Source organism: Acidimicrobiales bacterium (assembly GCA_036399815.1).
GTDB lineage: Bacteria > Actinomycetota > Acidimicrobiia > Acidimicrobiales > DASWMK01 > DASWMK01.
In genome coordinates this window covers 1-23,924 of the sequence record DASWMK010000218.1, presented here as the reverse complement: position 1 = coordinate 23,924, position 23,924 = coordinate 1, and the positions used below count along the sequence as shown (strand labels likewise).

Annotated in this window: 30 protein-coding genes; 25 read left to right on the top strand and 5 right to left on the bottom strand. The window is 72.7% G+C overall.

Features of this window, described 5'->3' with window-relative positions:
* The 4 genes from VGB14_16370 to VGB14_16355 are packed head-to-tail and all read left to right on the top strand — an operon-like array spanning nt 1 to nt 1,346.
* Entirely contained in the window at nt 1–207 is a 207-nt protein-coding gene (locus tag VGB14_16370; protein ID HEX9994506.1) for a hypothetical protein, read from the top strand.
* Nucleotides 204–386: a hypothetical protein gene (locus VGB14_16365; protein HEX9994505.1), complete on the top strand. Its 183-nt coding sequence runs from the start codon at nt 204–206 to the stop codon at nt 384–386. The genes VGB14_16370 and VGB14_16365 overlap by 4 nt, the downstream gene beginning before the upstream one ends.
* A gap of 13 nt (nt 387–399) precedes the next feature.
* Nucleotides 400–639, top strand: coding sequence for a hypothetical protein (locus VGB14_16360; GenBank protein ID HEX9994504.1), 240 nt, complete (start codon nt 400–402; stop codon nt 637–639).
* Nucleotides 636–1,346, top strand: a complete 711-nt coding sequence (locus VGB14_16355) for a galactosyltransferase-related protein (GenBank protein ID HEX9994503.1) — start codon at nt 636–638, stop codon at nt 1,344–1,346. Before VGB14_16360 ends, VGB14_16355 begins: the two co-directional genes overlap by 4 nt.
* Nucleotides 1,347–1,458: 112 nt before the next feature.
* Here VGB14_16355 and VGB14_16350 read toward each other — a convergent pair whose 3' ends face one another.
* Nucleotides 1,459–1,689, bottom strand: coding sequence for a hypothetical protein (locus VGB14_16350; GenBank protein HEX9994502.1), 231 nt, complete (start codon nt 1,687–1,689; stop codon nt 1,459–1,461).
* A 204-nt stretch (nt 1,690–1,893) separates the two neighbouring features.
* On the opposite strand from VGB14_16350, the gene VGB14_16345 reads away from it, so the two are divergent.
* Genes VGB14_16345 through VGB14_16320 form a run of 6 tightly spaced genes read left to right on the top strand, consistent with a single transcriptional unit; the run spans nt 1,894 to nt 7,353 of the window.
* On the top strand, nt 1,894–3,705 hold the full coding sequence (locus tag VGB14_16345; GenBank protein HEX9994501.1) for a major capsid protein: 1,812 nt from the start codon (nt 1,894–1,896) through the stop codon (nt 3,703–3,705).
* Entirely contained in the window at nt 3,705–4,586 is an 882-nt protein-coding gene (locus VGB14_16340; GenBank protein ID HEX9994500.1) for a hypothetical protein, read from the top strand. The genes VGB14_16345 and VGB14_16340 overlap by 1 nt, the downstream gene beginning before the upstream one ends.
* Nucleotides 4,586–5,581 carry a glycosyltransferase family 4 protein gene (locus tag VGB14_16335; GenBank protein HEX9994499.1) on the top strand — a complete coding sequence of 332 codons (996 nt, stop codon included), beginning with the start codon at nt 4,586–4,588 and terminating at the stop codon, nt 5,579–5,581. The genes VGB14_16340 and VGB14_16335 overlap by 1 nt, the downstream gene beginning before the upstream one ends.
* Nucleotides 5,582–5,591: 10 nt before the next feature.
* Complete coding sequence (locus VGB14_16330; protein ID HEX9994498.1) at nt 5,592–6,266, top strand: hypothetical protein; 675 nt, start codon at nt 5,592–5,594, stop codon at nt 6,264–6,266.
* 4 nt (nt 6,267–6,270) lie between these two features.
* Nucleotides 6,271–7,035 carry a hypothetical protein gene (locus VGB14_16325; GenBank protein HEX9994497.1) on the top strand — a complete coding sequence of 255 codons (765 nt, stop codon included), beginning with the start codon at nt 6,271–6,273 and terminating at the stop codon, nt 7,033–7,035.
* A gap of 12 nt (nt 7,036–7,047) precedes the next feature.
* Nucleotides 7,048–7,353, top strand: a complete 306-nt coding sequence (locus tag VGB14_16320; GenBank protein ID HEX9994496.1) for a hypothetical protein — start codon at nt 7,048–7,050, stop codon at nt 7,351–7,353.
* 4 nt (nt 7,354–7,357) lie between these two features.
* On the opposite strand, the gene VGB14_16315 is transcribed toward VGB14_16320, so the two are convergent.
* The gene (locus tag VGB14_16315; protein HEX9994495.1) at nt 7,358–7,579 is read right to left on the bottom strand and encodes a hypothetical protein; all 222 of its coding nucleotides are present in this window, start codon (nt 7,577–7,579) and stop codon (nt 7,358–7,360) included.
* Between the two features lie 64 nt (nt 7,580–7,643).
* Here VGB14_16315 and VGB14_16310 point away from each other — a divergent pair, with 64 nt between their 5' ends.
* From VGB14_16310 to VGB14_16250, 13 genes are all read left to right on the top strand, one after another.
* Nucleotides 7,644–7,985, top strand: coding sequence for a hypothetical protein (locus tag VGB14_16310; protein ID HEX9994494.1), 342 nt, complete (start codon nt 7,644–7,646; stop codon nt 7,983–7,985).
* A complete protein-coding gene (locus tag VGB14_16305; GenBank protein HEX9994493.1) occupies nt 7,985–8,464 on the top strand; it encodes a hypothetical protein in 480 nt (159 codons plus the stop codon). The genes VGB14_16310 and VGB14_16305 overlap by 1 nt, the downstream gene beginning before the upstream one ends.
* Nucleotides 8,465–8,487: 23 nt before the next feature.
* Nucleotides 8,488–9,033 (top strand): hypothetical protein, encoded by a 546-nt coding sequence (locus VGB14_16300; protein ID HEX9994492.1) that lies wholly within the window; start codon nt 8,488–8,490, stop codon nt 9,031–9,033.
* Nucleotides 9,030–9,254, top strand: coding sequence for a hypothetical protein (locus VGB14_16295; GenBank protein HEX9994491.1), 225 nt, complete (start codon nt 9,030–9,032; stop codon nt 9,252–9,254). The genes VGB14_16300 and VGB14_16295 overlap by 4 nt, the downstream gene beginning before the upstream one ends.
* A complete protein-coding gene (locus tag VGB14_16290; protein ID HEX9994490.1) occupies nt 9,247–13,077 on the top strand; it encodes a hypothetical protein in 3,831 nt (1,276 codons plus the stop codon). The genes VGB14_16295 and VGB14_16290 overlap by 8 nt, the downstream gene beginning before the upstream one ends.
* Nucleotides 13,074–16,199 carry a hypothetical protein gene (locus VGB14_16285; protein HEX9994489.1) on the top strand — a complete coding sequence of 1,042 codons (3,126 nt, stop codon included), beginning with the start codon at nt 13,074–13,076 and terminating at the stop codon, nt 16,197–16,199. The genes VGB14_16290 and VGB14_16285 overlap by 4 nt, the downstream gene beginning before the upstream one ends.
* 52 nt (nt 16,200–16,251) lie before the next feature.
* Nucleotides 16,252–17,316 (top strand): hypothetical protein, encoded by a 1,065-nt coding sequence (locus tag VGB14_16280; GenBank protein HEX9994488.1) that lies wholly within the window; start codon nt 16,252–16,254, stop codon nt 17,314–17,316.
* Nucleotides 17,313–18,611: a hypothetical protein gene (locus tag VGB14_16275; GenBank protein HEX9994487.1), complete on the top strand. Its 1,299-nt coding sequence runs from the start codon at nt 17,313–17,315 to the stop codon at nt 18,609–18,611. Before VGB14_16280 ends, VGB14_16275 begins: the two co-directional genes overlap by 4 nt.
* A 46-nt stretch (nt 18,612–18,657) precedes the next feature.
* The gene (locus VGB14_16270) at nt 18,658–19,086 is read left to right on the top strand and encodes a hypothetical protein (protein ID HEX9994486.1); all 429 of its coding nucleotides are present in this window, start codon (nt 18,658–18,660) and stop codon (nt 19,084–19,086) included.
* A 251-nt stretch (nt 19,087–19,337) separates the two neighbouring features.
* Nucleotides 19,338–19,547, top strand: coding sequence for a hypothetical protein (locus tag VGB14_16265; protein ID HEX9994485.1), 210 nt, complete (start codon nt 19,338–19,340; stop codon nt 19,545–19,547).
* Nucleotides 19,548–19,656: 109 nt separating this feature from the next.
* A complete protein-coding gene (locus VGB14_16260; GenBank protein ID HEX9994484.1) occupies nt 19,657–20,466 on the top strand; it encodes a M15 family metallopeptidase in 810 nt (269 codons plus the stop codon).
* Between the two features lie 352 nt (nt 20,467–20,818).
* On the top strand, nt 20,819–21,112 hold the full coding sequence (locus VGB14_16255; GenBank protein HEX9994483.1) for a hypothetical protein: 294 nt from the start codon (nt 20,819–20,821) through the stop codon (nt 21,110–21,112).
* Nucleotides 21,109–21,498 carry a hypothetical protein gene (locus VGB14_16250; GenBank protein HEX9994482.1) on the top strand — a complete coding sequence of 130 codons (390 nt, stop codon included), beginning with the start codon at nt 21,109–21,111 and terminating at the stop codon, nt 21,496–21,498. Before VGB14_16255 ends, VGB14_16250 begins: the two co-directional genes overlap by 4 nt.
* Nucleotides 21,499–21,631: 133 nt before the next feature.
* On the opposite strand, the gene VGB14_16245 is transcribed toward VGB14_16250, so the two are convergent.
* On the bottom strand, nt 21,632–21,868 hold the full coding sequence (locus VGB14_16245; GenBank protein ID HEX9994481.1) for a hypothetical protein: 237 nt from the start codon (nt 21,866–21,868) through the stop codon (nt 21,632–21,634).
* An 84-nt stretch (nt 21,869–21,952) separates the two neighbouring features.
* Between VGB14_16245 and VGB14_16240 the strand changes: the two genes are divergently transcribed.
* Together VGB14_16240 and VGB14_16235 are read left to right on the top strand one after the other, a co-directional pair.
* Nucleotides 21,953–22,417: a hypothetical protein gene (locus VGB14_16240; GenBank protein HEX9994480.1), complete on the top strand. Its 465-nt coding sequence runs from the start codon at nt 21,953–21,955 to the stop codon at nt 22,415–22,417.
* Nucleotides 22,414–22,608: a YegP family protein gene (locus tag VGB14_16235; GenBank protein HEX9994479.1), complete on the top strand. Its 195-nt coding sequence runs from the start codon at nt 22,414–22,416 to the stop codon at nt 22,606–22,608. Before VGB14_16240 ends, VGB14_16235 begins: the two co-directional genes overlap by 4 nt.
* Before the next feature lie 118 nt (nt 22,609–22,726).
* Here VGB14_16235 and VGB14_16230 read toward each other — a convergent pair whose 3' ends face one another.
* Complete coding sequence (locus tag VGB14_16230) at nt 22,727–23,128, bottom strand: hypothetical protein (protein ID HEX9994478.1); 402 nt, start codon at nt 23,126–23,128, stop codon at nt 22,727–22,729.
* Between the two features lie 9 nt (nt 23,129–23,137).
* Nucleotides 23,138–23,924 (bottom strand): sigma-70 family RNA polymerase sigma factor (locus VGB14_16225; GenBank protein HEX9994477.1); only part of this gene is annotated, 787 nt, incomplete at its 5' end.

Here is a 23,924-nt window from a genome sequence, read left to right as displayed (position 1 = left end):
GTGGGCCGCCGCTACGGGGCTGTCGGGGAGAAGCCGGTGTGGGCGTGGCTGGTCGAGTGCGTGCTGCATCGCGTGCGGCCCGGTTCGGCGGCTCGGTACATGTTCCTCGGCCCTCCGCCGGACGTGGAATGGCCAGCGGAGGACGCCGACGCCGTGATCCTCGTCGCAGCGGTGGGTGCGATTCTCGTCGTGGTGGCCGTGTCGTGAGCAGCGACGACATGACCCGCGCCGCGGCCATAGCCGCTGGTCTGCATGTCGGCATCTGCGAGTGGTGCGGCGACGACGTGTGGAGCGACCGCGGCGAGCATGTGGAGAGCGGCGGCTACGTCTGGCACAGCGAGTGCGCCGACAGGAACCGTTCGGTCCTAGAGGACGCGCTGTCGTGAGCACCGCCGACTCGTGGATGGTTCCCTCGCTCCCTTCACCGGGTCGGTGACGGCGATGCCCGGCGGGAACCTCCTGACGATGGTCCGCGCGGTGGAAGCCCTCTGCGACGGCAACGCCGTGTCGTTCACCGTCTCCGAGACCGACGGTGTGCTCCAGTGGCGCGCATCCTGCGGCGAACGGTCCGCGGTCGCTGATACCCCAGATGGTGCGGCGGCCGCGCTGCTCGACCTTGTAGCGGCGGCGGTCGGATGATCCAGCCGACGGTGTCGGTGCTCGTCCCGTACCGGCCCGAGTCCGAGTGGCGGGAGCGGCTGTGGGTGTGGTGCTGGCGCCGCTGGCAGCGGCTCCTCGCGAACAGCTACCGGATGGAGGTGATCCTCGGCGACGACGGCGGCCGACCCTTCTCCCGTGCCGCCTCGGTGAACGCCGCCGCCGAGAAGGCCACCGGCGACGTGCGGATCATCGCCGACTCCGACCTGACGATCGACTACAACCAGGCGACCGTCGCGATCACCCAGGCGGCGCACAGGCAGGGGTGGGTGCTCCCCTACGTCCGGTACATGCCCCTCAACCGGCGTGCCACCGAACAGCTGGTCGACGGCGCCCCGGTCTGGCCGGCGACCCGCGACGGCGACCTCGACCAGCCGATGGCCCGCTCCACCGGCTCCCTCGGCGGGGTGCTCGTCCTCCACCGGTCGGCGTTCGACCGGGTCGGCGGGATGGACCCCACGTTCCGCGGATGGGGCTTTGAGGATGTCGCCTTCGTCTGCGCGCTCCGCACCCTCGTCGCCCCCGACAGCCGGGTGGCCGGCGACCTCGTCCACCTGTGGCACCCCACCAACCGTCGACCCGACGACCCCACCTTCACTCGCAACCGGGACCGGTGCCGCGCCTACGAACGCGCTCAGGGCGACCCCGCCGCGATCCGTGCTCTGCGTGCGATGCCGGCAGCCGCCTAGCCCGCCGCTCAGCCCACCCCGTCACCCGCCGCCCGGCCTCGGTGAGCAGACGGGCGGCGTACCAGACGTCCTTGTCCCGGCTCGCCAGCCACCACCAGAACCGGCGCCGCACCTACTCGTAGAACCCCGGGTCGTTCTGCCCCTCCGGGAGAAGCCCCTCCCGGGCGCAGTCCTGCAACGTCTCCCAGAACCCGTCGTCGGCCACGTCATGCCCGACCCGGTCCTCGAAGTAGGCCATGCACCGGTCCCGGGACACTTCCGAGCCGCTGCCTGAGCAGCCGACGACGACGACCGCTGCGACGACCGCTCCGACCACGCGCTGCTTCCACCCCGTCGTCCTCACCACCCTGATCAGACGCCGGAGCGTCCCGGCCGGATACGTCGACCTGATCCTGCTGCATCCGGACCCGCCGCGAACAGCCGGCTCATCCTGATCGACGAGCCCGGCAAGGGTCGACCCAGTCGTCCCGGCCCCGGTGCCTCGGTGCGGACCCAGTCCCCGAGCGCTCGCCCGCCGACACGCGACGAGAACCCGGAGAGAACCACCGTGGACGAGCTGATCCGCCTGCTCACCGAGGCCGGCGCCGACGAGGCGACGATCGCTCTCGCCCAGCGCCTCGGGGACGCCGACAACCCGCTGTCCGACGACGAGCGGTCCGAGTTCCGTCAGGCGCTCGCCGACCTGCCGTCCGACGCGCTCGACTCGGTGCTCGCCGGCATCCAGGCGCTCGCCGCCGACGAGGCCACCCCCCTCGCCGACCTGCAGGACGCCGCCACCCTGGCCGCCGAGGTGCGGGAGGCGCAGACGATCCGCACCGAGGCGAGGGACGCCGCCCTTCGGGTCATCAACGGCGACACCGACGACGATGAGACCGGCGACGAGGCCGACGACGCGGGCGACGAGGCCAACACGGGCGACGACGAGGGCGAGGACGGCGACGCGGCGAACGGCGAGGACGACGCGACGGCCGACACGCCCGAACCGGTCGCCGCCGCCGCGACCCCGACCCCCCGCCGTCGGCCCACGGTCGCCGCCGTCGCCCGTCGGCAGGCCGCCACCGGCCGCAGGCCCACCGCCGCGACCGCCGACCCCGGCGCGGCCACCCACGGCCGGGGCCGGACCGAGGTCCGCCTCGCCGTCGGCGCCGCCACCGGCCGCACCGGGCAGGCGACCACCGCCGACCTGTTCGCCGCCGCCGCCGACATGGCCCACCGGATGGGCGCCCGCGACGGGCAGCGCACCGTCGGCGAGGCGGTCATCGAGTACCCCGAGGACCGGCGGTTCACGGACAGCCCGGTCGTCAACGCCGAACGGATCGCCGCCCTCCAGGCCGCAGCGGCAGGACCGGACCCGACCGCCCTCGCCGCCGCCGGCGGCTTCGGCTGCGCCCCCGCCCAGCCGATCTACGACGTCCCCGTCTGGGGCACCGACGTCCGCCCGTTCCGCGACGCCATGGTCGACATGCAGGCCCCCCGCGGCCGGGTGACCGCCGTCGAGCCGATGACCGTCGCCGACCTCGCCGGCTCGGCGGTCATCTACACGGCGGCGATGGACGAGGCCGTCGACCCCGACGACCCGGCCACCTGGAAGCCCTGCGTCGAGGTCGACTGCGACACCGAGGACGCCGAACTCCACGCGGCCACCTCGTGCATCACCCTCGGCGTGTTCGAGACCAGGGCCCACCCGGAGAAGGTGCCCGCCATCGAACGGCTCGCGACCGTCGTCCACGCCCGAGTCGCCGAGCAGAAGCTGCGCGACCTGTTCCGCGCCCACCCCCGGGTGTTCGCCCAGACGGTCGGCGCGCAGGTGTCGGCCCTCCCCGACCTGATGTTCGCGGTCGACGTCGCCCTCGCCACCGTCGGCTCGGCGCACCGGCTCGGCGACCAGGCGTGGCGGCTGGTCCTCCCCGACTGGACGGACCGGCTGGTGTCCATCGACCGGTCCCGACAGCTGCCGGCCACCGGGGACGAGATGCGCTACGCCCGCCAGCAGTTCGTCGCCGACCTCCAGTCCCGCGGCGTCAACGTCACCTTCTCCCCGGACCTCCAGGTGCTCGCCGCCCCCACCGCCGACGGCGCCCTCCCGTCGTTCCCGGCGACGGTCCGGTGGCTGCTGTACCCGGAGGGGTCGCTGTTCTTCCTGAACGGCGGCGAGCTGCGGGTCGACGCCTACCGGGACGACGAGCTGGTCCGCACCAACCGGTACCGGCAGTTCATGGAGACCTTCGAAGGCCTCCTGTTCCGCGGCGTCCTCGGCATCGACGGCACCTCCACCCTGTGCGCCTCCGGCGCCCGGATCGGCGCCATCGACTTCGCCTGCGACCCGCAGTCCGGCGCCCAGGGCGGTGAGGCCGCCTGATGATCGACGTCGCCGGTGGGGTCGGCCGAACCGCAGAGGAGGCACGCACGGCGGCGCTGACCGCCGCAGCCCCTCCCGCGCCGGTCGAGCCGACCCCGCCGGCCGAGCCGTTGCAGGGAATCCTCGTCGCCGCCACCCGGATCACCGAGGCCGACGACCGGTGGATCGGCGGCGTCACCTGGGTGCCGGAGCCGTGCTCCGACGTGGGCGCCGTGGGACGGGCGATCGACCCGGACGCCGGGCAGAAGCAGGCGGTCGTCGCCGTCGAGGAGGAGGCGACCGCCCACCCGTTCTACGTGGCGGTCATCCGCGAGTGCTCCACCCTGTCCGGCCAGGACCGGTCCGCCGCGACCCGCCGTCTGCTCGACGCCGCCGAGTCGGCGCTGATCGAACGGGAGCTGTGGACCGGCGAGGTCGCCGTCGCCGCCGGATGGGGCAACCCGTTCCTCGCCGACGGGAACGCAGTCGACGTCACCGCCGACACCCCGACGATCGTGAACACCTTCGCCGAGCTAGAGGCGGCTCTGGCCGGCTGCCTCCGACGGGGGATGATCCACCTGTCGGTCCGGGCGCTGGTGATCGCCGGGTCGAAGGGCCTGCTCCGCAAGGAGGCCGGGTCGAACCTGATCACCACGTGGATGGGGTCGATCGTCGTTCCCGGCGCCGGCTACCCGGGGACCGGGCCGGGCGGGGCGACCGGCGCGTCGGGCACCGAGACGGTGTACGCGACCGGCAGGGTCGCGCTCCGACGGTCCACCGTCGAGGAGCGGGAGGCGGTCCACCCTCAGCTGAACCGGCGTGCCTGGCTCGCCGAGCGGGCCGTCGCCGCCACGTTCGACCCGTGCTGCCACTTCGCCGCCACCGTCGACCTGGCCGCCTGATGGACCCTTACCGCGCCCGCCTCAGCGGCGTCGAGCGCCACCAGCCGGGAGGCCTGCGGGTGCTCGGCCACTTCCACGGCTACCCGCCCCACCAGAACGCCGGCGCCGAATGGTACGCCCACGAGGTGATGGTCGGCCTCCGCGACCGGGGCGCCGACGTGCGGGTGCTGAACACCACCGGCCGCACCGGGGAGCCGTTGGAGGGGATCGCGGTGACCAGGGACCGGCAGGCGTACCGGTGGGCGGACGTGGTCCTCACCCACCTGGACTGCACCCGTCGTGCCGTCACCCTCGCGAAGCAGTCGCACCGGCCGGTCGTCCACCTGGTGCACAACCACCGGCAGCTCGCCCACTGGCGGGTCCGCCGCAGCGAAGCCGACCTCGTCGTCGCCAACTCCCGGTGGGTGGCCGACACGCTCCACTGGCCGGGCCCGATGGTCGTCGCCCGCCCCCACGTCCCCGTCGCCCGCTACACGACCAAGCCGGGGGACCGGGTGACGCTGGTCAACCTGTACCCGGACAAGGGCGCCGACGTGTTCTGGCATCTGGCGGAGCGGATGCCCGACGTGGGGTTCCTCGGGGTGCGGGGCGGCTACGGCACCCAGGACGTGCGGACCCTGCCGAACGTCGACGTGGTCGACAACACCCCCCGGATGCGCGACGACGTGTACGCCCGCACCAAGGTGCTGGTCGTCCCCTCCGTCTACGAGTCGTGGGGGCGGGTCGCCGTCGAGGCGATGTGCTCCGGCATCCCGGTCGTCGCCTGCCCCACCTCCGGCCTCCGAGAGTCGTTAGGCGACGCTGGGGTGTTCGCCACCACCGCCGACGACTTCGCCGCCGAGGTCCGCCGCCTGCTCGACGACCCCGCCTGGTACGCGCACTGCTCGGCCGCCTCCCGCCGCCGCGCCGTCGAAGTGGAGCAGGTCACCTCCGACGACCTCGACCGGCTCTGCTCGGCCGTCCGTTCCCTCGTGTCCGTCCCCGTCGCCGCCTAGGAGGCCCGACATGGAGTGCTTCGGTTCACACTCGTTCCTCCGGGCCAGGTTCGCCCGGCTCGACGCCACCGGCGCGCCGGACGAAGGGACAGGCAACCTGTACGTCGCCCGGGCGATCAGCCTCGCCGTCCAGCCGCAGTACCGCGACGGGTCGGTCCTCACCCAGGAGCTGGGCGACGGCACCGAGTGCGTCCGGGCGCAGGGCGACGACGAGATCATCGGCTACAACGGCACGCTCACCATCTGCGGCCCGAACCCCGGCCTCGCCGAGTTCCTCGCCGGCGGCACCCTCTACCGCGACGGCACCGGCGCGAACGCCCCCGTCCTCGGCTACGCCATGCCCGGCAAGGGCGACCCCGTCCCCGCCGTGTCGGTCGAGGGGTGGACGTACGCGTGGGACGGCGAGGAGCAGGCGGTCGACGGGACGTCGCTCGTCTTCTGGCGGTACGTGGTCCCCCACGCGAAGTTCCGGATCGGCGACTTCACCCTCAACCGGTCGGTGCTGAACGTGCCGCTGCCGTTCAAGGGCCGCCAGAACCTGAGCCTCGGCACCGGCCCGGGCGGCGACCTGCCAGCGTCGATCGCCGAGGCCGGGACGCTCGCCTGGTTCCAGGAGCCGCTCGAGAACGGCACCGACGACCTGCCCGACGAGGTGTGCGCCTCAGCGACGCTGACCATCCCGTAGCGGGATGGCCGCCCCCCGGAACACCGTCTGCGAACCGTGGTGCACGCCCGACCAGTTGGCGTGCCGCGACGCGGGCGCCTCCGGCGACGAAGCGGCGTCCAACGCGATAGCGGTCGCGTCGGACCTGCTGTGGCGGCTCAGCGCCTTCCAGTTCCCCGGGGAGTGTGGCGACACCGCCCGGCCCTGCCTGCGGGGCGCCACGGGCCTCTCATGGTGGTTTCCGGGCGATCCGGCCCCGTCGGGCTACCGGTCGTTGTGCGGCGGCGTCTGCTCGTGCGGGGCGGGGCTGGCGCAGGTCGAGCTTCCCGGCCCCGTCGTCGCGGTCACCGAGGTCGTCGTCGACGGACTGATCCTCGACGAGGCGGCATACCGGGTGGACGACCACCGGTTCCTCGTCCGCGTCGACGGGGAACGGTGGCCGGCCTGCCAGCGGCTCGACCTGCCGTCGTCCGAGCCGGGGACGTGGGAGGTGACATGGACGCACGGCGAGCGGCCGCCGCCGTCGGGGGAGCGGGCCGCCGCCGACCTCGCCTGCTGGTACCTCCAGCGGGGCGGCTCGCAGGGATGCGACCTCGACGAGGTGGTCCGCACCTTGCAACGCCAGAACGTCACCTACGAGGTGAACCCGACGGACGACTCGTCCCCCGCATCCGGCCTGCCGCCCACCGTGCGCGCCTTCCTGCGGGCCGTCAACCCGAAGGGGATGGTCGCCCGCCCCCGCGTCTGGTCGCCCGACACCGACCGCCGGCTCCGCTACGCCGGCACCTGAGAGGAGCACCCGATGGACCCGTACCGTGGCCGCACCTGGCGGCAGACGAAGGGCAGCGTCCGCCGCACCAACCGGGCGACCCGCCGCGCCGCCGAACAGGCGGCCGTCACCCCGACCGTCAACGCCCAGCCGGAGGCGCTTCTCGGCGTCCCCGGCCATCGGATACCAGAGCGCGCCGCCGACGTGGTCGCCTACCTGGACCGTGACCCGTCCCGCGCCGACGCGGTCCGACAGGTCGAGGAGGCCCGCGACGGCGGCCCCCGCAAGACCGTGATGGACGCGGTGGAGCGGGCCGAGAAGGTGCTGAGTGCTGGCTGACGCCTCAGCCCAGGCGGGCGCGCACGAGAGCCCACGCGTGCCGGTAGTCGTCCCGCAACGGGTTCGGCCGGTTCACTGTGAGGCCATCCGGGAAGCGGAACCGGACCGAGTTGTCGGGGTCGTCCTCGTAGGCGACCACCGAATCGGCGTATGCGCTGACCTCCGGGTGACCAGCCTCGTGCATCGCCATCGTCCACATCGCGGCGGCTTGCTCGGCGACCGTCACCCTCGGATCGTATCCAATGCCGGCTGACGCCTCTGCCCTCCGGGAGCGGTTCGGCAGGTGGACGGTGACGCTCGTCGAAGTCGGCGGCGACGACATGGAAGCCGAGCTTCGGACCGCCGCCCCCTACGACACGGGCGCCACCCAGGCGGCCACCATCGTCGAAGTCGCCGGCCTCACCGCCACGGCGCGCGCGGCGACCGAGCAGGCCGGGTTCACCAACGACGGCACCCGACCCCATCGGATCGTTCCCCGCAACGCGAAGGTGCTGGCGTTCGACGTGGGCGGCGTCACCGTGTTCGCCCGCTACGTCGACCATCCCGGCACCCCGGCGACCGGCTGGTTCGACAAGGTCGTCGCCCGCTGGGTGCCGTTCCTCGCCGCCGCCGCAGCGAAGACCCCGTTCTGATGGTCGACACGAAGCTCGCCGACGCCTGCGACGACCTTCTCGCCGCCGCCGTCGACGCGTTGGGGGACCGGGCGCCGACCGGCGCCTACGTGGAAGCCGGCCCGCTCGTCGCCGACCCCGCCCCCGGCTGCGACCAGCTCATTGTCTTCCCCGTCTCCGTCGGCCTCACCCCGATCGGCTCCGGCCAGGCATGCGTGATCGTCCCCCGCGCCCGGCTCGGAGTGCGGTTGACGCTCGGGTGCGGTCCGACCGCCCAGCAGCCGACAGACGAGCAGCGGTCCGAGTTCGCCCGACGCGTCAACGAGGACGGCTGGACCCTGTGGAAGGGGATCGCCGCCCGCCGCCGCGGCACCCCCAACCCGCTGTTCCCGCGGGTGACGACCGAGCCGAACGACATCGACCTCGCCGACCTCGTCCCCCACGGCCCTCAGGGCGCCGCATCCGGCTGGCGGTTCGACGTGACCGTCACGATCCGCTGACCGTCCCACACGGAGGAGCACCCGTGGACAACCCCGGCCCTACCGGAATCGAATTCGCGCCGACCGGCGAAGTCATCATCGCCATCCCCACCGGCAAGGTCACCCTCCGCCGCCCAACCCTCGGCCAGCTGCGCCGCTTCCACGAGGATCTCGTCGAACGCCTCGCCCGCGTCAACGCCTCCCGCCTCGCCCTCCAAGCCGACCGGTCGAAGATGATGGACCGCCTCGCCGAAATCGAACGGGAACGGGCCGCCGCCGTCGAAGCGGCCGTCGACGCGAGAGCGCGCCGCCGAGCCGAGGACAAGGCCCGGAAGGCGAACGACGAGCTCGTCGCCGAGATCAGACGCCGCGTCGCCGAACCGGACGACATCAAAGCCGAATGGCTCCGCATCGTCGTCGAAGGCGACGGCAACGGGTTCCGTGGGCTGGGCACCGGGAAGCTGCCCGAGTCGACCGACGACTGGCCGGTCGACCTCGTCGCCGACGGGTTCCCCGCCGCTCTCATCGACTTCTGGCGGTCGGTCCCTTTGGCCCTTGGTCGCCGGCCGGATCGGTCGGCACGCCGGTGACCGTCAGCGCCCTGTCGGGGACGGTACTCGGTGAGTACGCGCCCCTGTACAAGGCGCTCAGCGAACGCGGCTACGACATGTACCAGACCGATCGGATGGAGGTCTGGTACACGGCGGTGGTCCTCGGCCACGGCGACCAGCCGGCCCCCCGGACCGTCCCCGCCGAGGTCGAGGCGCTCGCCGACCGGTACCTGCCGCCCGCGACGGTGAGCGATGCCTGACCTCACCGCCGTACTCGAACTCGAAACCGGCGCCGCCGACGCGACGATCGACCGGATCGAGCAGTCCTTGGGTGCTGCTGTCGATTCGTTCAGTTCAGCGCTCGCCTCGGCGCTCGGGTCGGTCGACGCCAGCCCGGTCGCCGCTGCCGTAGAGGCCGCGTTGGCAGGCATCGATCCCCTGACGCTCGACGCCGACGTGTCCGCCGTCGAAGCCGCCATCGACGGCGCCCTCACCGGCCTGGACCCGCTGATCGTCGACGGCGACGCCGACCCTCTCGTCTCAGAGGTGGAGGCCGCCGTCGCCGGGGTGGAGCCGACCGTCGTCGTCGAAGGCGACCCGCAGCCGGCGGTCGCCACCGTCGAAGCCGCGCTCGCCGGGGTCGAACCGACGGTCGAGGTGACCGGTGACGCCTCGTCGATCCCGGGTGACGTGGAGCGGGCCGTCGGGTCCGTCGCCGCCGAGGTGCCGGTGTCCGCCGACGCGAGCGGCATCCCCGCCGAGGTGCAGGCCGCGGTCGCGCAGGCGGCGGCTGGCAGCGAGGTGACCGTCACCGCGGACGCCAGCCCCGTCACCGCCGCGATCGAAGCCGCCGTCGCCGACGCCGAACCTGCGGCCATCGAACTCGACACCTCCCAGGCCGAGGAGGCGGCCGAGGACGTGGGTGAGGCCGCACAGGAGGCCGCTGGCGGGGTCGGCCAGTTGACCGACGCGACCGCGGCGTTCACCGGGATCGCGTCGGGGGCGCTCGGGCAGGCCAGCGGCTTCGCGACCGCCGTCGGCGAGCTGAACGCCGGGACGACCGCAGCGGTCGCCGTCGGCTCCGCGTACGCCGCCGTCCTCGGCGGCACCTTCTCCGCCGCACTCGACGCCCAAGGCGCCCAGGAACGGTACAACGCCACGCTTGGCGAGTACGCCGCCCAGGTCGACGACATCAACGTCGGCACCCTCAACACCGACATCTCGACCCTGGCGGTCAGCCTCGGCAGCAGCGACGACGCCATCCGCCGGTCCGTGTCCAGCCTCGTCCAGCTCGGCGAGGCCAGCGAGCGCAGCGGCCCCGAGGTGGCGGCCACCGCCGAACAGGTTCTCGCTCTCGCCGCGAACGCCGTCGCGTTGGACCCCGCCCTCGGGGACGTGGGCGCCGTCGCCGACCAGATGGTCAACGCCCTCGCCCGCGGTAACCGGTCGGCGGCGAACTTCGGGATCAGCTTGAGCACGGCCGAGATCGAATCCCGAGCCCTCGCCGACACCGGGAAGGACACCGCCGCTGAACTGACGGTGTTCGACCGGGCCGCCGCTGGCGCGGCGATCGCGTCGGAGCGGTACGGCGACAGCCTCGGATCGAACGTCGCCGAAGGCGCCCAGAACGCCCAGGTGCAGGTCCGCAGTCTCAGCGTCGCGTTCGGGGAGGCGCTCGAGCAGATCGGCCAGCCGGTCGTCGCCCCGGCGATCGACCTGCTCCGCTCCGGGGTGCCGGTGGCGGTCAGCCTCGCCCAGGCGATGGTCGACTCGGGGCTGCCGCTGATCGACGTGCTCACCACTCTGCTGCGGCTGGTGTCGATGCTGCCGCCCGGCCTCACGACCGCCGGCGTCGCGTTCCTGACCGCCCACCGGGGCGCCACCCTTCTCGGCTCCGGCGTCAACAGCCTCCTCGGCGGCCTCAGCCGGGTGATCCCCCAACTGAGCGGCGTCACGGTCGGCGCCGGGACGATGAGCGTCGCCGTCGCCGCCGCCGCGGCGGCGTTCACGGCGTACACGATCATCCAGTCGGAGGCCGCCGCCCGGGAAGCCGCCCACGCCCGGTCCGTGCAGGACCTGACCGCCGCCTACCAGGCGCAGGAGGGGACGCTGCGGTCGGCGACCGGGGCGTGGTTGGATCAGGCGTTCACGGTGAGCGAGAACGGCCGGGTCCTCGGCGAGCTGTTCGCCCAGGCCGGGTTGACCGGCGACGAGCTGGCACGGATGGCGCAGGCCGGCAATGTCGGCCTGGCCGAACTGCACACCCGGTTGGAGGCTGCCGGGGTGGACGGTGAGGTCGCCGACACCATCTTCGCCCAGTTGCGGTCGACGATGGAGGAGACGGCGGAGGCGGCGGTGCGGGCCGCCGTGTCGAACGGCGACCTGTCCCAGCAGGAGGTGAACGCCGCGCTCGCCGCGTCCGACGCGAACACCAGCACCGGCGAGTACGGCGCCGCCCTGGAACTGCTCGAGTCGCAGGGGAAGATCGCCGCCGGGGGCCTCGGGGAGGTCGAGGAGGCGACCCGCCGGGTCGACGGTGTGATCCGGAACGTGCCGGTCGAGCGGTTCGCCGGCGCGTTGGGCGACGCGTTCGCCGGCCTCGACGAGTTCTCCGGCGGCGACGAGGTGGTCGACTTCTTCGAGGGGCTTCCCGGTCCAGCCGAGCGAGCCGCTGAGGCGGTGTCGGAACTGAAACGGCAGATCGACGGGCTGATCGGCGGGGTGTCCTCCGACGAGGCGTTGGACGACTTCAAGTCGACCCTCAACGGGGTCGCGGACGCCGCCCGCGCCGCGGCGGACGCGAACGACGGCGCCGGCGTGTCCCTGTCGGGATTCTCGACGGAGGCGATCCGCGTCCGCGAGGAACTCCGCTCGGCGGTCGACGACGCCGGGGCGTGGGCGGTGGCGATGGCCGAGGCCGGGGTGCCCGTCGAGGACATCCGCACGGGACTCGGGTTCCTGGCCGCCGACCTGGAGGCGACCGGAGCGGCAGCCGGTATCCCCGCCGATCAGGTGAAGGCGTTCGCCGACCAGATCAGGCTCCTGTCGCTCGTCCCGGCCCTCGACGTCCCCGTCTCGGCTCCGGGCGCCGAGCAGGCCGCCCGCGACATGGCGACCACCGCCGACGCCGCCGACCGCATCCCCCCCGAGCGGCACACCACCGTGACCGCCGACGCCGCCTCAGCCACCGAAGCCGCCCTGCTCGCCGGGGAGACGATCAACGCCATCCCCATCGAGCATCGGTCGACCCTGTCCGCCGACGCAGCGGAAGCTGAGGCAGCCGCCGCGTTGGCGTCGGCGGCCGTGGAGGCGGTGCCGTTCCTTCATGTGACCGAACTGGACGGCGACCCCGGACCCGCCGCCGACGCCGCCCGGCTGGCGGCGCAGGCGATCGACTCCGTGCCGTTCTTCCACGGGACCGACATCGACGCCGACCCGTCCGGCGCCCAGCAGGGCGCGGCGGCGGCGCAGGCGGTGATCTCCGCCGTGTTCGGCGTGACCCGCCCGGTCGACGCGGACCCGTCGGGCGCGATCAGCGGGTCGAACACCGCGCAGGGAGCGATCTTCGGGGTCGACGGGGTCACCCGGTCGATCACGGTCACCACGAACGCCCCGTCGGCTGCCGGGTCGGCGCAAAGCTCCATGAACTCGGTGAGCAACGTCGTCCGGTACATCGACGTGTACACCCGCATGCACTCGGTCGCCGCCGCGACCGGCGGCCCCGCCGTACCCGGGTTCCCGTACACGGTCGGCGAGGAAGGCCCCGAGCTGGCCCTGTTCGGGTCGGGCGGAGCCGCCTGGCTCGGGTCGGGCGGCCAGGAGTCGGTGATGTTCGCCCAGCCGGGCGTGATCCTCCCCGCCGACGTTTCAGCCCGGGTCGTCACCCCCGAACCGGTGACGCTCCGGCCGACGCCGAACCTGGGAAGCCCGGTCGACGAGGCGACGCTCCGCCGGCTGGCCGTCCTGGTCGCCGAGGAGACGGCCGCGAAGGTGAAGGAGGCGGCCCGCCCGATCCAAGTGTGGGAAGCCGTCGACCCCGAGGTGACCGCCCGCGCTGTCGCCGCCCGGCTGGTCGCCCGATGATCGCCGAGCCGTACCTCTGCGTCGACGGCACCGAAGTGTCGAACCCCGCCCGGGTCGCCGCCTACCTCGCCGCCGCCGACCTCCCCGCCGTCGACCTGTGGTTCGACGGCGGCTGCTGCGCCGCCTGGGCAGACGACGACGGCTACTCGCCGACCCCGGCCGGCGACGACACCCACGACCCCGCCCCCTGGTACGTCGCTGGCCGCCCCGAATCCGCCGAGTTCCTCGGCTTCTGGGCGGACCCGATCGAAGTCGACGCCGTCGCCAGCCGGGAGACGACCGCCAACAGCGGCCGTCGGGTCGGGTCGACGCTCGGCCCGCTCCGGCTCCGCCATCGCACCCTGGCGGTGACCGGCACCCTGTGGGCGACCACCGTCCGGGGCCTCGCCTACGGGGAAGCGTGGCTCGCCGACGTCCTCACCGACGCCGGCTGCGCTACGACCGCCGAACTCGTCGTCTGGTCCGCCTGCCCGGACCCCACCGACCCCGACCCGGGACGATGGGAGCGGACCCTCGTCTCCGCCGGCCTCGTCGACGGCCCGGTTCCCTCCGCCGGCCCGATCCGGGGCGTCACCCGACGGGTGTCGTTCCAGGCGGTGTCGGAGATGCCGTGGCTCTACGGGCCCGGCTCCCAGGTGGTCGCCGAGACCACCACCGTCACCCTGTACGGGCTCGACGGCACCTTCGGGAACCTCGAGGGCGACACGACCCTGCCTCGCGGCCAGTCGTTCACCACCTCGGTGGTGGACGGCGACGAGTTCCCGCCCGGCACCCAGCGATTCTTCTCCCACGTCTGCCCCGACGGGGTGACGGTCGCGTCGACGGTGATTCCCTGGTCAGGGTCGCAGTTCGACCCGGAGCCGCAGAACACCATGTCGGTCGCCTTCTACAACAAGGCCACCGGGGAGCGGTACCAGGTGTACGTCTCCACCTCGGAGGGGCGCGGCCTGCCCGGCGACCCGCCGGGCTTCTACGGCGGCGACACCTCCGACCTCTGCAACGTCGTCACCTCCGACGGGCCCCGCGTCGTCGCCTGGTGCATGCGGGACTACGACGGCGCCGCCAACCTGAACACCTCCGGCCGGTGGCCGGCGATGGCCAGCTTCAAGCTCGGAACCGACGGCCGCTACGAGCTCGACCTCGACCGCACGTTCACCGTCGACGAGCTGTTCGCCAACGCGGTGAGCAGCCTGACGCTCGCCCTCGACGTCGCCGACGCCTGCTACCCGGAGACGACCAACGGGCACGGCCAGGCGTACCGGTTGAACGGCGGCTACGGCGAGGCGTGCGTCCTGCCCAACGGGTGGATGTCGGTCGTCCACTACCTGCAGGACAACGACCTGGGCGGCACCGGCCGGTCCGGTCGGCTGATGCTCGTCGACCCCGAGGGGATCACCCGGGCGTTCCTGCAACTGCCCGACATGACCGACTGGCAGGGCCATCCGCTCGGCCTCCTGCCCCGGGATCACGAGGCGTGCCCGGTTGCCCTGTCCGACGGCCGGATGGTCACCTCGGTCGTCTACGACTCGTTCTCGGCGGGCGACCCGTACCCGGCGCTCCTCCAGCTGTTCGTCGCCGACCCCGCCGCCTCGCCGGCCGGCTACGAGCCGCTGTCCGCTGCTGTGCTCCCGCCCGGCGACTTCGTCACCGGCGCCGAGACGCTGACCGACAACCTCGACGTCCAGTTCGCCATCGCCGGGTGGAACGCCGACGGCTCCCTGTGGGGCCACACCGCCCACGCCAACGCCGAGACCGGCAACCCGTTCGCGACGCTCAACAGCCGGGCGTGCAACGTCTGGAAGATGGACAGCGACACATGGGGGCTGGTCACCCAGGCGCCCGCTACCGGGTCGTGGGAGACCGACGCCGGCCGCCCCGTCGTCGCCGACTTCCCCCTCGCCGGCCTGTCCGACCAGATGGGCGGCACGCTCGCCGCCCGCGGCCACCACCAGTCCCCGGCGGGCACGGTCGCCGTCATCGGGAACGGCGGCTACGTGCTGCCCGTCGTCCCCGACGCCCCACTCGAGCGCAAGCAGGCCCTCCCGTCGAACGAGACGTTCGCCGCCAGCGTCACCGGCTGGGCGCCCGTGTCGGGCACGACCAACACGCCGACGTGGGAGGCGACCGACGGCGGCCGGATGCGGGTCGTGAAGAACGCCCTCGGCACGACCGGCATCGTCGGCACCGGCGCCAACCCGACCGCCATCCCCGCCGAGTTCCGCGACGGCCACCACTCCGCCTACGTGAACGCCTGGGTGAAGTTCTCGGCGGCCTGCGACTTCAAGGTGTCCCTCACGCTCCGGAATGCCGCCGGGTCGACGATCTTCACCTACGAGTCGCCGTGGCGGCCCGGTTCGACCACCGACTACGTGCCCGCCCAGATGCACGCCATGATCGCGACGACCGCCGTGTCGATCAGCCGGGGCATCACGTTCCGGAACGCGGCGACCGGGACGGTCATGTACGTCGCCTTCTCCGAGCAGGACGTCGCCCCCGTCTACTATCCGGACTTCCTCAACCTCGGCCTGTCGAGCCTCCAGGCCGCCGGGCCGGCCGGCTCCCGGTTCGGGGCCGTGAAGGGCGGCTTCGACGCCGACTCGCATCTGTGGGCGTCGATCAACCACGCCGCCGGCACCGCCGTCCTCGCCGACGACGACACCCTCCCCCAGTACCTGTACGAGGCGGACCTGTCCGGCCTCGCCGTCCCCTGGGTGGGGACCTACACGACCGACCCGTGGGGCCGGGACGCCACCTTCGTCGTCGACGTGTACGCCGGCGAGCCGGGCCCGGTCACCGACCTGCGGGTGCGGTTCACCCCGAAGCGGGCCGACACCGACCCGTGCCCGCCGCCGTGGCCGCCGTGCGTCGAATGGCTGATCCCCCGCCTCGAATCCGGGGACCGGCTGGTGGTCGACGGACGCGCCCGCCGGGTGCTCGCCTACCCGGGGACGTCGAAGGCGCCGCAGCCGGGGGAGGGGCTGATCGTCCCGGTGTGGCCGGAGGTGTTCGACTGGCCGGACGTGCCGCCCTGCACGACCATGTGCGTCGAAGTGGAGGCGGGCGGGATGGTCAACGACGACACGTTCCCGACGGTCACCGCCTACCCCCGGGAGCTGGGGTGACCACGGTCGAGGTGGGTCGGGGGCGGCGTGCTCCCCGCCCCCGGCCCGTCTCATGACCGGCTGGCTCGGCGACGGCTCCTACGCCGTCACCCTCCAACCCCGCGGCGGCCCCCGCACCACCGGCGCCCCCGGCACCGTCCCCGTCCCGTTCACGACGCTCACCTGGGGACGCACCCGGAGCGCTACAGCGTCCGCCACCGTTGACGTCGCGCTCGACTCCCCCGAAGCCGAGCTCGTCGCAGAGACAGCGAACGCGTGGGAGCACGAGGTGTCCATCCGACGCGCCGACCCGGCCGCCGCCGGCCGCTGGCCCGAGCAGTTCGTCGGCCCTGTCCGCGACGTGCCCGTCGTCGACGGCGACACCCTCCGCCTCTCGGTCGGCGACCTGTCCGCCTGGTGGGGGGTGCGGCTGATCCACGACGACCACCGTCCCGCCCGCCGCGACCTCACCGACATCTTCGTCGCCTACGTCGACGACGCGATGGCCCCCGACCCGTCCCCGGGGGTCGTCGTCGTCGCCCGCCCCTCCGGGATCGTCGCCACCCGCTCCGTGCTCGCCGCCGACTACGCGTTGGCCGCCGACCGCCTCGCCGAGCTCGCCCGCGACGGCGTCCCCTGGACGATGGTCGGCCGGCGCCTCCACGTCGGAGCCGTCCCGTTCGACCCCGACCCGGTCGGCGTCCTCGTGGACCACACCCTCGCCGACGCCAACCCCGGCCAGGACGGCACGACCATCGCCACCAAGTGGTACGTCACCCCCGGCGACGCCGACCCGGACACCGGCTTCGCGTTCGCCGGCCAAGCCGGCGGCGTCGACTCCCGCCTCGGTCTCGTCGAACGCGTCGCCGACGAAGACGGCATCATCGAGAAGGCCGACGCCGACGAGGCCGCCGCCGCCCGGCTCGCGGCGTCCCGCCGCGCCCAGACCGCGCCCACCCTCAAACTGCGGCCCAACGCCGGGGTCCGCATGGAAGACCTGATCCCCGGCCGTGTCGTCACCCTCCGGGTCGCCGCCACCCGCCCCCGCCTCGTCGGCGACTACATGATCACCGACCTCGCCGTCACCTGGCGGGGCGGCCACGAAGAAGTGACCGTCGACCTCGAAGCGATGGCGTGACCCGCCGCCCGTCCGACCCGCTCGTCGCTCTCCGCCGTGAGCTGGACGGCATCCAAGCCGACCTGCGCACACTGTTCCGGCAGGTCGGCTCTCGCAACCTGTTCCGCTCCGCCGAGCTCGACCCGGGCGCCACCCCGCTCCCCGTCGGCCGGGACCTCGTCCTCACCGGCCAGCTCGTCGTCGCTCTCGTCACGACGGCCGACCCGACGACCGTGCCGCTGGTGATCCTCGCCGACATCGCCCACACCGGCAGCCTCACTCTCACCGGCGACGCCAACGTGTCCGGCACCGTCACCGTCGGCGCGCTCGTCGCCGGCTCCGTCAGCACCACCCTCGAAGGGCTGGCGAACGTCGAGGACGGCCCGCCCGCCGACGGTGACACCATCGCCTACGACCTAGCAACCGGCGGCTACGTCCACGTCCCGCTCCCCACCGGCGGAGGTGCCGTCGCCCTCGACGACCTGACCGACGTCGACACGACGGGCGCGGGAATCGGCAGAGTGCTCGCCTACAACGGGACCCTCTGGGTGCCGTCCGCCGCCGCGGCGGTCCTCGAGGGCGACGTCCGGCTCACCGACGCCCGCACCCCGACGGCTCACGCCGCGTCCCACGCCACCGGCGGGCCCGACCCTGTCATCCCGCTCAGCATCGGGGCGGCGACCTCCGGCCACACCCACACCGGCACGTACGACTCGGCGGGTACGGCGGCGTCGCTCGTAGCGGCGGAGACGACGGCCCGCACGACCGCCGACACGAGTCTGCTCGCCGGCCGCCGAGCGAAGTGGCCGACCGGCGCGCTCGGCGTCACCTTCGACCGGGACGGCGTCGCCATCGCCGACCTGACCGCCGCGCTCGCGACGGGCGTGCTGCGCCTGTTCGCCGTCGGCCTCCAGGCGGGCGACGTGGTCACCAGCGTCGTGTTCCGGTCGGGCGCGCAGGCGATGGCGACGCCGACGAACTGGTGGTTCGGCCTGTTCGACTCGTCCCGCGTAGCACTCCGCCTGACCGCCGACCAGCTGACCGCCGGGTGGGCGGCGAACACCACCAAGTCGCTGGCCCTCTCTTCGACCTACACGGTGCCGTCGACCGGCCTCTACTACATCGGCGCCATGGTGAAGGCCACAACCGTCCCCTCGCTGCTCGGCGTGACGCTCGGCGTCACCGGCGCCCACTTCGACATACCGCCGATCCTCTGCGGGTCCGCCGACACCGGCATGTCGGCCCCCCCGACGCTGCCGTTCACCGCCGCAGCGTTGACGGCGACGACCCGCCAGGTGTTCGGCTGGGTCACCTGACCTCTGCATCCTCCCCGCCTCGACAGCCGACAGCGACGCTCCACGCATGCCGTGCCGCTGCTCCGAGACGACCGTCGCCGGCTGCCAGTGCGCCGTCGACGACTCCGCCACCGTCGTCGCCAGCGGCACCGGCTCCACGGTCGACCCGTACACCTTCGCCGTGGTCCTCTCCGACGACGAAGGCCAGTCCATCGAACCCCGAGCCGACGGCCTGTACGTCGCCCGCCAGCCCGAGGGTGGCACGAAGACGGTCACGACCGACGAGAACGGCTACTCCACCTGGGACCACGGTCTCGACTGGACGCCCCGCATGGTCGTCTGCGTCGGCCAGGCGCCGATCGCCGGCACCGCAGACGTACCCGGCTTCGCCGTCGTCGGGGCGATCAACTCGGCGACCGTCCAGACCCGGTGGTGGTCGTCGTCCGGGCTGATCACCGAAGCGGAGGTCACGTTCCGCTGGACGGCCTTCCCCTGATGCCCACGCCGCGTCGACGCGACCGGAGCTACGCGTCGGGCAACCCGACGTTGACCGCCGAGCTGCGCGGCAAGCCGGCCCCCGAGGTGGCCGCCTGGTGCACCGCCCGTCTCGAGCGCATCATCGGGCCGCTCCTTCGACGGTCGTCACGTCGTCCCCGCTGAGCCTCCTGCATCCGGTCAGCATCTTCGGGTGGCGGCGAGTGTCGGCGCCATGTTCCGGCAGGGCGGCCGACCCGAGGAGGCGACGGGATGGCTTCGTCGCAGTCCCGCCCGGACCTGCGGATGCTGATCGAACCGGCGCTGGCGCCGTGGCTCGACCGGCCTGTGTCGGTGGGCGACATGACAACCGACGTGGTGAGCGCGCTGATTGACGGCGGCGCAGTCGCCGACGACGAGACGATCGACCTGCGTGACATGCCCGGAAACCCAGCCACGGCGCCCGAGGAGCGCCAGCCGTGAGGCGTCCGCTGCGGACCCTCCGATTCGTTGCCCGGCCCGCCCTGTGCCTCGTCGCGGTGGCGGCGTCCCTCGGTGTGTGCGCAGTCGCCATCGCAGGAGGAAGGAGACCATGAGGGGTACTTCGGAGATGCGCGCCCTGTGGGCGCCCGCCTGCATGAACGGCGGCCGTCGCCTCGTCCGCGTCGACTACTACGGCGGCGCCGCCTGCTGGGTCGACTCTCGCTGCGAGGAAGCGTTCAAGGCGCTCGCTCAGGTGATGCGCCACTACGGGTACGCCTGCGGTCCGCTCGACACCGGCGCCTACAACTGCCGGGCGATCACCGGTGGCACCGACTACTCGCTGCACGCCTACGGCATCGCCGGGGACCACAACTGGCTGGACAACCCGTACGGCTCCCGTCTCGTCACCGACATGCCCGCAGCGATGGTCGCCGCCATCCACGCCATCAAGACGAAGGCCGGCCTCGCCGTGTTCCGGTGGGGCGGCGACTGGGATTGGAATCCCGCCACCGGCCACACCGCCTACGACGCCATGCACTACGAGGTCAACCTGTCGCCCGCCGAGCTCGCCGTCGGGATCGACTGGTCGACCGCCGCCGGAACGATCCCGCCCCCACCGCCCCCGATCCCGGAGGACGACATGACCGAAGACGACATCGAGCGGATCGGCGACCTGATGGCGTCGAAGCTCGCCCCCGTCCTGATCGAGTTCGCCAAGTCGCAGCAGGCGCAGACGGACCGCCTCGTCGTCGCCTCCCGGCTGAACCGGTGGGGCACGAACCTCGCCGCCGTCGCGCTGGACGAGCTTCGCGAGGGCCTGACGGACAAGGAGCGGGCGGACCTGGCCGACAAGCGCGCCTACTACGAGCAGCAGTACGCGGCGGCCGAGGCAGCGCTGGCGAAGCTCGAAGCCGCCTGATCATGCCGACGGCCACGAAGGTGCTGCGCTGGTACGGCTTCGGCCGGCGGCCGGACTGCGACGCCTGCGCAGCGGAGATGGACGACCCGATCCTGCGGGCGTCGTGCGCGTGGCCGGAATCGAGCACGGCAAGTCGACCGTCGACGTGCTCGCCGACTACCTCTACCTGTTCCACCGGCGAGGCCACACGCAGTAAGGAGGCGGCCGGGACGCCTGCGTGAACAGACGCCCCGGCCTGTACCCCGATCCCCTCGGGTGAGGAGGGAACCGGAGAATGCGGAACCGTAGTGACCTACAGAGCGGCCCGCTCGGCGGCGGGATACACGGCGGGCTGTGATCCGATGGAGGTGAAGTGGAAGCGGCGATCATCAGCGGGGTGGTCGCCGTTATCGTGGCCGCGCTTCCCGCGTGGCTCCTCTACCGGCGGGGCACCCGGCAGGACACCGCAGCAGAGGTACGGCAGTGGACCCGCGACCTCGTGACCGACCTTCGCGAGGAGTTGGAGCGGGCGAAGAACCGTGCCGAGGCTGCGGAGAAGAAGGCGGACGCCTGCGAACGCCACTGCCAGGCGCTGCAACAGGAACTGAACGAGCTTCGGGAGGTCAACGACGACCTGCGGCGGCGGCTCGCAAGAGGAGGCGCATGACCCCCGTACCCGAAGACGAACTGTTCGCCGCTGTCGACGCACAGAACCGGTTCTTCCGTCGCCGTGCCATCATCCTCGACGCCGTGATCGTCGCGCTTGCCATCGTGGTCGCGGTGGGGGTGTGGACGCTGGTCGGTGTGCTGGGCCGGTTGGAGGAGATCGCCGAGCAGAACCGGGCGAACGGTGACCTGCTGGTGGAGTGCACGACCCCGTCGCAGGACGACGACTTCCACGAGTGCTTCGAGAACGGGGAGGTGCGGACGGGGCGGGCGGTGTTGGCGATCAACTGCGCGTTGGCGCAGGACTTGCGGAAGGTGGCGGTGTCGATCACGAGGGCGGTGGGGGTGGACGTGTCCCTCCCAGACCTGCCGGCGGGCTGCGACTAAGGGAGGCTGCTCATGCGCGGCAACCACTGGTACTGACCGGCCAGCTCTAAACCTCTCGTTTAGAGTCTCGGTTTCGAGTAGCGGGATGCCTCGGTCGCGGGTGGTGCGGCATCAGCTCGCTCCTTGCCCGGCTTCAGCGTTCGGTCTGAAGGGCGACGGCCACGAGCACCGCGACGATCATCCCGGCAATGATGAGGACGAGCGCGACGCGCAGAACCTCGTCGGCCAGCGTCGGAACGTGAAGGCTCCCACCGCACCAGTAGCACCGCTCCGCGCCGGGGTTGGCGTACTGTCGACAGTGCGGGCACACCGGCGGGACGTTCACGACAGGCGGCCCGCCCTCCTCCCTTGTAGCCGGGGTGCGGCTCACCACAAGCCGTCCTGTTCATTCTCCCACGTCCCGCCCGTCCCTGCATCCGTTCCCGCTGAACGCGGTCCCGCTACCCAAGAGCACATGACCCGTCACCGTTTCGGCCTCGGCGAATGGTTCGTGCTCGTCGCGGCTGCCGCACTCGTCGTCCTCGCCCTCCTCGCCCCCGCCGCCGGCGCCCAGACCTCCGACGGTGGAGCAGCGGGCGGGCTGGACTTCGGCTCGGTCGCCGTGTTCCTCGCCGTCGCCGCCCCCATCGTGAAGAAGGCCGTCGACCTGATCCGCATGGTCGCCGGCCGCGACTGGACCGGCGTCGTCACCCAGGCCGTCGCATGGACCGGCTCCACCGTGGTCGTGTGGCTCGTCGCCGCCTCGGACTTCGCCGACCAGCTCGGCGTCGACATCTCCGGTGTCGCGTCGGTCGTGCTGATCGGCCTCACCGTGGGGTCGTCGGCGTCGCTGTTCAACGACTTCCTCGTCGCCCGGGACAACACGCAGACGGCGGCGCTGCCCCGCCTCGACGGCTCCCGCCAGCCGCCCATCCGGTGACGACCCGGTTGGAGGTGTACCGGTCGCGGTCGCTGCTCCGCGCCGAGAAGTGGCGGTGGAGGCTGCGCGCCGCCAACGGCCGGATCATCGCCACCAGCGGCGAGGGGTACACGAACTACGCGGACTGTCTGGCGGCGGGGGAGGCAGTCGTGTCCGGCGCCTACGCCGACGCCGCGAGGGTCATCCGCTGATGTGCGCTCCGGACGAGCGCGCCGAGCCGGACCTGTCGGATGAGCGGCTTCTCGACGCGCTCTCCGAGTGGGTGGCCGCTGGCTGCCCCGACGAGTTCCCCGTAGGACGAGGCGAGGACTAGCGCTCTTGGGGGTCGTCGCCCACGACAACCGGGATCACGCTCGCCTTCCGGACGCCCCTCAGCCCAAGTTCGGCCAGCGGGTCGATCTGGGTGTGGTCGTCCGGGTGCAGCGGCTCGACGTCGCGCACGCTGCCGTAGACCGGTTCCAGCGAGTCCAGCCACGCGGCGCATGTCTCCGCCGAGTCGATGCCGTCGGGCACGGTGATGGCGGCGAGGTCAGGGTGCTGTCGCAGCAAGTCCGGACGGCACTCGTCCATCGCCCGGGGCAACTGGTGGGTGAACAGGTTGTCGCCGGTCATGTGGTTAAGGATGCGGTACACGCCGTCGATGTGGTCGCGGCTGACCAGTCTCCCGGTCGTGATGGTGAGCACGTCACCAAGGTCGAACTGCATGGTCACTTTCTCCGTTCACCTGAGCTTCCTGATCGCCGGGTGGCGCTCCAGCTTCGCCAGAGCACGCGCCCGTGTCGGCCCGATCGATCCACGCGGCATGCCCAACTTCTCCGCGATTTCGTCGTACGACAACTCCCCGTCGATCAGCAGCCCCACCAACTCCAGCTCCCGCCCTGACAGGCCCGCCATGGCCGCCCCCAGCGCCTTCCGCTCCTGAGGGTCCACCGGCTCCGGGTCCTCCCACCAGCCGTCCCACGGCCCCTCCGTCGGCACCGTCCGCCCCTGCCTCTCCAACACCGCCAGACACTCCCGGTGCGTCGTCGTCCGCAGCCAGCCCGCCACCGCCGCCGGGTTCGTGATCTCCCCCGACTTGGCTGCGAACGTCGCCCACACATGCTGCGCCACGTCGGCCGCGTCGTCCCCGAACAGGCGGTGCGCCCGGATGAACGACGCGATCAGCGGCGCGAACTCCTCCACCAGCTCGGCGAACGCGGCGCCGCTCGTGGAAGCGAGGGCGACGAGGGTGGGAACCCGGTCTGAGCCGTCGGCGGCGGCGAGGGTGGCGTCGGCGCGGATTCGGCGGGCGGTGTCGAGGTAGACGGAGGGGGCGTCGCCCAACAGGCGGATGGCGGTCGCGGCGGTTTCGGCGGCTTCGTGGTGATGGCCGGCTTGGTGGAGGGCTTCGGCGAGGTCGCACATGTCGGCGCCGGAGGCGGGGTTCCAGGCGTCGCCGTCCAAGTGGTCTTGGCCGCGTCGTGCGGCGGCGATGGCGAGGTGGCCTTCGACTTCGCGGCGGGCCTGG

Excerpts from the sequence above, each read along its gene's own strand:
- VGB14_16355 (HEX9994503.1), top strand. The coding sequence starts at position 636 with ATGATCCAGCCGACGGTGTCGGTGCTCGTCCCGTACCGGCCCGAGTCC.
- VGB14_16340 (HEX9994500.1), top strand. The coding sequence starts at position 3,705 with ATGATCGACGTCGCCGGTGGGGTCGGCCGAACCGCAGAGGAGGCACGC.
- VGB14_16335 (HEX9994499.1), top strand. The coding sequence starts at position 4,586 with ATGGACCCTTACCGCGCCCGCCTCAGCGGCGTCGAGCGCCACCAGCCG.
- VGB14_16330 (HEX9994498.1), top strand. The coding sequence starts at position 5,592 with ATGGAGTGCTTCGGTTCACACTCGTTCCTCCGGGCCAGGTTCGCCCGG.
- VGB14_16325 (HEX9994497.1), top strand. The coding sequence starts at position 6,271 with ATGGCCGCCCCCCGGAACACCGTCTGCGAACCGTGGTGCACGCCCGAC.
- VGB14_16320 (HEX9994496.1), top strand. The coding sequence starts at position 7,048 with ATGGACCCGTACCGTGGCCGCACCTGGCGGCAGACGAAGGGCAGCGTC.
- VGB14_16305 (HEX9994493.1), top strand. The coding sequence starts at position 7,985 with ATGGTCGACACGAAGCTCGCCGACGCCTGCGACGACCTTCTCGCCGCC.
- VGB14_16290 (HEX9994490.1), top strand. The coding sequence starts at position 9,247 with ATGCCTGACCTCACCGCCGTACTCGAACTCGAAACCGGCGCCGCCGAC.
- VGB14_16285 (HEX9994489.1), top strand. The coding sequence starts at position 13,074 with ATGATCGCCGAGCCGTACCTCTGCGTCGACGGCACCGAAGTGTCGAAC.
- VGB14_16280 (HEX9994488.1), top strand. The coding sequence starts at position 16,252 with ATGACCGGCTGGCTCGGCGACGGCTCCTACGCCGTCACCCTCCAACCC.
- VGB14_16270 (HEX9994486.1), top strand. The coding sequence starts at position 18,658 with ATGCCGTGCCGCTGCTCCGAGACGACCGTCGCCGGCTGCCAGTGCGCC.
- VGB14_16265 (HEX9994485.1), top strand. The coding sequence starts at position 19,338 with ATGGCTTCGTCGCAGTCCCGCCCGGACCTGCGGATGCTGATCGAACCG.
- VGB14_16260 (HEX9994484.1), top strand. The coding sequence starts at position 19,657 with ATGAGGGGTACTTCGGAGATGCGCGCCCTGTGGGCGCCCGCCTGCATG.
- VGB14_16250 (HEX9994482.1), top strand. The coding sequence starts at position 21,109 with ATGACCCCCGTACCCGAAGACGAACTGTTCGCCGCTGTCGACGCACAG.
- VGB14_16240 (HEX9994480.1), top strand. The coding sequence starts at position 21,953 with ATGACCCGTCACCGTTTCGGCCTCGGCGAATGGTTCGTGCTCGTCGCG.